The 3,121-nt window shown below is 66.9% G+C and carries 3 protein-coding genes; all 3 read left to right on the top strand.

Annotated features, from left to right (window positions below; genetic code table 11):
• Positions 1-8 precede the first annotated feature (8 nt).
• From bhcB to bhcD, 3 genes are read left to right on the top strand one after another with little or no spacing between them, the layout of a single operon-like run.
• On the top strand, positions 9-983 hold the full coding sequence (gene bhcB / locus ACFOM8_RS22710) for a beta-hydroxyaspartate dehydratase BhcB (RefSeq protein ID WP_377764641.1): 975 nt from the start codon (positions 9-11) through the stop codon (positions 981-983).
• Entirely contained in the window at positions 980-2,158 is a 1,179-nt protein-coding gene (gene bhcC, locus ACFOM8_RS22715) for a 3-hydroxy-D-aspartate aldolase BhcC (protein WP_377764639.1), read from the top strand. The genes bhcB and bhcC overlap by 4 nt, the downstream gene beginning before the upstream one ends.
• Entirely contained in the window at positions 2,158-3,120 is a 963-nt protein-coding gene (bhcD, locus tag ACFOM8_RS22720; RefSeq protein WP_377764640.1) for an iminosuccinate reductase BhcD, read from the top strand. Before bhcC ends, bhcD begins: the two co-directional genes overlap by 1 nt.
• Position 3,121: the final 1 nt, after the last annotated feature.

Consider the following 3,121-nt stretch of genomic DNA (forward strand, 5'->3'; position numbering starts at 1 on the left):
GCCGCGTGATGAAGGACGCCATGTATATTCCCACATACGAGGACATGCTGGCGGCGCATGAGCGCATCCAGCCCTACATCCGCCGGACGCCGGTGCGGGTGTCGGACTACCTCGACGACCTGACCGGGGCGCGGCTGTTCTTCAAGTGCGAGAACTTCCAGGAGCCGGGGGCCTTCAAGGTCCGCGGCGCCGCCAATGCGGTCTTCGGCCTGGACGACGCGCAGGCCGCCAAGGGGGTGGCGACCCATTCCAGCGGCAACCACGCCTCGTGCCTGTCCTATGCCGCCATGCGCCGGGGCATTCCCTGCAACGTGGTGATGCCGCGCACCGCGCCGCAGGCCAAGAAGGACACGGTGCGCCGCTATGGCGGCGTGATCACCGAATGCGAGCCGTCCACCACCTCGCGCGAGGCGGCATTCGCCGAGGTGCAGGCGCGGACCGGGGGCGATTTCGTCCATCCCTACAACGATCCGCGCGTGATCGCGGGGCAGGGCACCTGCGCGCGCGAGTTCATGGAGCAGACCGACGGGCTGGACATGATGGTGGCGCCCATCGGCGGGGGCGGCATGATCTCGGGCACCTGCCTGACGCTGGCGACGCTGGCGCCGGAAACGCGGGTGATCGCGGCGGAACCCGAACAGGCCGACGACGCCTATCGCAGCTTCAAGGCGGGCCACATCATCGCCGACGACGCGCCCAAGACCATCGCGGACGGGCTGCTGGTGCCCTTGAAGGAGCTGACCTGGCATTTCGTCAGCAACCACGTGTCCGAGATCTACACGGCCTCGGACGCCGAGATCGTCGAGGCGATGAAGCTGATCTGGAAGCACCTGCGCGTGGTGATGGAGCCCAGCAGCGCCGTGCCGCTGGCCGCCATCCTCAAGAACCGCGACGCCTTCGCCGGCAAGCGCGTCGGCATCATCATCACCGGCGGCAATGTCGATCTCGACAAGCTGCCCTGGCTCCAAGGGAGGGACTCATGAACGCACCGATCAAGTCGAATGGCGTGAACTTCGACAACCTGGAGGTCGGCTTCGACGTGCCCGCGCTGCCGGGCATGGACGAGAAGGACATCCAGACGCCCTGCCTGATCCTGGATCTGGACGCGCTGGAGCGCAACATCAGGAAGATGGGCGACTATGCCAAGGCGCACGGGATGCGCCACCGGGCGCACGGCAAGATGCACAAGTCGGTGGACGTGCTGAAGCTGCAACAGGAACTGGGCGGCGCGGTCGGCGTCTGCTGCCAGAAGGTGTCCGAGGCCGAGGTCTTCGTGCGCGGCGGCATCAAGGACGTGCTTGTGTCCAACCAGGTGCGCGACCCGCTGAAGATCGACCGCCTGGCCCGCCTGCCCAAGCTGGGCAGCCGGATCATCGTCTGCGTGGACGACGTGGCGAACGTGGCGGACCTGTCTGCGGCCGCGCAAAAGCACGGCACCACCATCGAATGCTTCGTCGAGATCGACTGCGGCGCGGGCCGCTGCGGCGTCAAGACCACGCCCGAGGTGGTGGAGATCGCCAAGGCCATCGACGCGGCACCGGGGCTGCGCTTCACCGGCATCCAGGCCTATCAGGGCGCCATGCAGCACATGGACAGCTTTGAGGACCGCAAGGCCAAGCTGGACGCGGCCATCGCCCAGGTGACCGATGCCGTCGAGGCGCTGAAGGCCGAAGGCCTGGAGCCGGAACTGGTTTCGGGCGGCGGCACCGGCAGCTATTACTTCGAAAGCAACTCGGGCGTTTACAACGAGCTGCAATGCGGCTCCTACGCCTTCATGGACGCGGACTACGGCCGCATCCACGACAAGGACGGCAAGCGCATCGACCAGGGCGAATGGGAAAACGCGCTGTTCATCCTGACCAGCGTGATGTCTCACGCCAAGCCGCATCTGGCGGTGGTGGATGCGGGGCTGAAGGCGCAGTCGGTCGACAGCGGGCTGCCCTTCGTTTATGGCCGCGACGACGTGAAATACATCAAGTGCAGCGACGAGCACGGCGTGGTCGAGGATCCGCAGGGCGTGCTGAAGGTCAACGACAAGCTGCGGCTGGTGCCGGGCCATTGCGACCCGACCTGCAACGTCCACGACTGGTATGTGGGCGTCAGGAACGGCAAGGTCGAAACCCTGTGGCCGGTCTCGGCGCGCGGGAAGGCCTATTGATGTGGGTCGTTCCTGAAAGCGCCATCGCCGGGCTGATGACGCCGGAGGCCGCGTTCGACGCGGTCGAGGCGGTCTTCGCCGCCATGGCGCGCGGCGAGGCCCGGAACTTTCCCGTGGTGCGCGAGGCCATCGGGCACGCCGACGCGCTTTACGGCTTCAAGGGCGGCTTCGATGCCAGCGGCCTGACCCTTGGCCTCAAGGCCGGGGGGTACTGGCCGAACAACGGAAAGCACGGGCTGATCAACCATCAGTCAACGGTGTTCCTGTTCGACCCGGATACGGGACGCGTTTCGGCAGCCGTTGGAGGGAACCTGCTGACCGCCTTGCGCACGGCGGCGGCCAGCGCGGTCTCCAGCAAGTACCTGGCGCCTGAAGGGGCCAGGGTGCTGGGCATGATCGGGGCGGGCCACCAGTCCGCCTTCCAGATGCGCGCCGCCGTGCGCTTCGGCGATTTCGAGCGTGTCATCGGCTGGAACCCGCATCCCGCCATGCTGTCCCGGCTGGCCGACACCGCGGCCGAACTGGGCCTGCCCTTCGAGGCGGTGGACCTGCCGCGCCTGGGGGCCGAGGCCGACGTGATCATCTCGATCACCTCGGCCTTCGAGCCGCTGCTGATGGACGGGCATGTCCAGGGGCCCACCCATATCGCCGCCATGGGCACCGACACCAAGGGCAAGCAGGAGCTGGACCCCGCCCTTGTCGCCCGCGCGCGCCTGTTCACCGACGAGGTTGCCCAATCGGTCAGCATCGGCGAATTCCAGCACGCGAGCGCGCAGAAACTGATTTCCGACGCGGACGTGACCGCGCTAGGCCAGGTCATCATCGGCAGGCACGAAGGGCGCGGCGATGCGGAGGTCACCATCTTTGACGGAACGGGCGTCGGCTTGCAGGATCTGGCAGTCGCAAACGCCGTGGTCGAACTGGCCAAACAGCAGGGAAAGGCTGTCCAGGTCGATATCTGAA

Origin of the sequence: Paracoccus angustae (assembly GCF_042648745.1) — a bacterium.
In the GTDB taxonomy this organism is placed as follows: Bacteria; Pseudomonadota; Alphaproteobacteria; order Rhodobacterales; family Rhodobacteraceae; genus Paracoccus; species Paracoccus angustae.

What these genes read in the sequence shown, in the direction of transcription:
- bhcC (WP_377764639.1), top strand. Translation starts at nt 980, where the DNA reads ATGAACGCACCGATCAAGTCGAATGGCGTGAACTTCGACAACCTGGAG.
- bhcB (WP_377764641.1), top strand. Translation starts at nt 9, where the DNA reads ATGAAGGACGCCATGTATATTCCCACATACGAGGACATGCTGGCGGCG.
- bhcD (WP_377764640.1), top strand. Translation starts at nt 2,158, where the DNA reads ATGTGGGTCGTTCCTGAAAGCGCCATCGCCGGGCTGATGACGCCGGAG.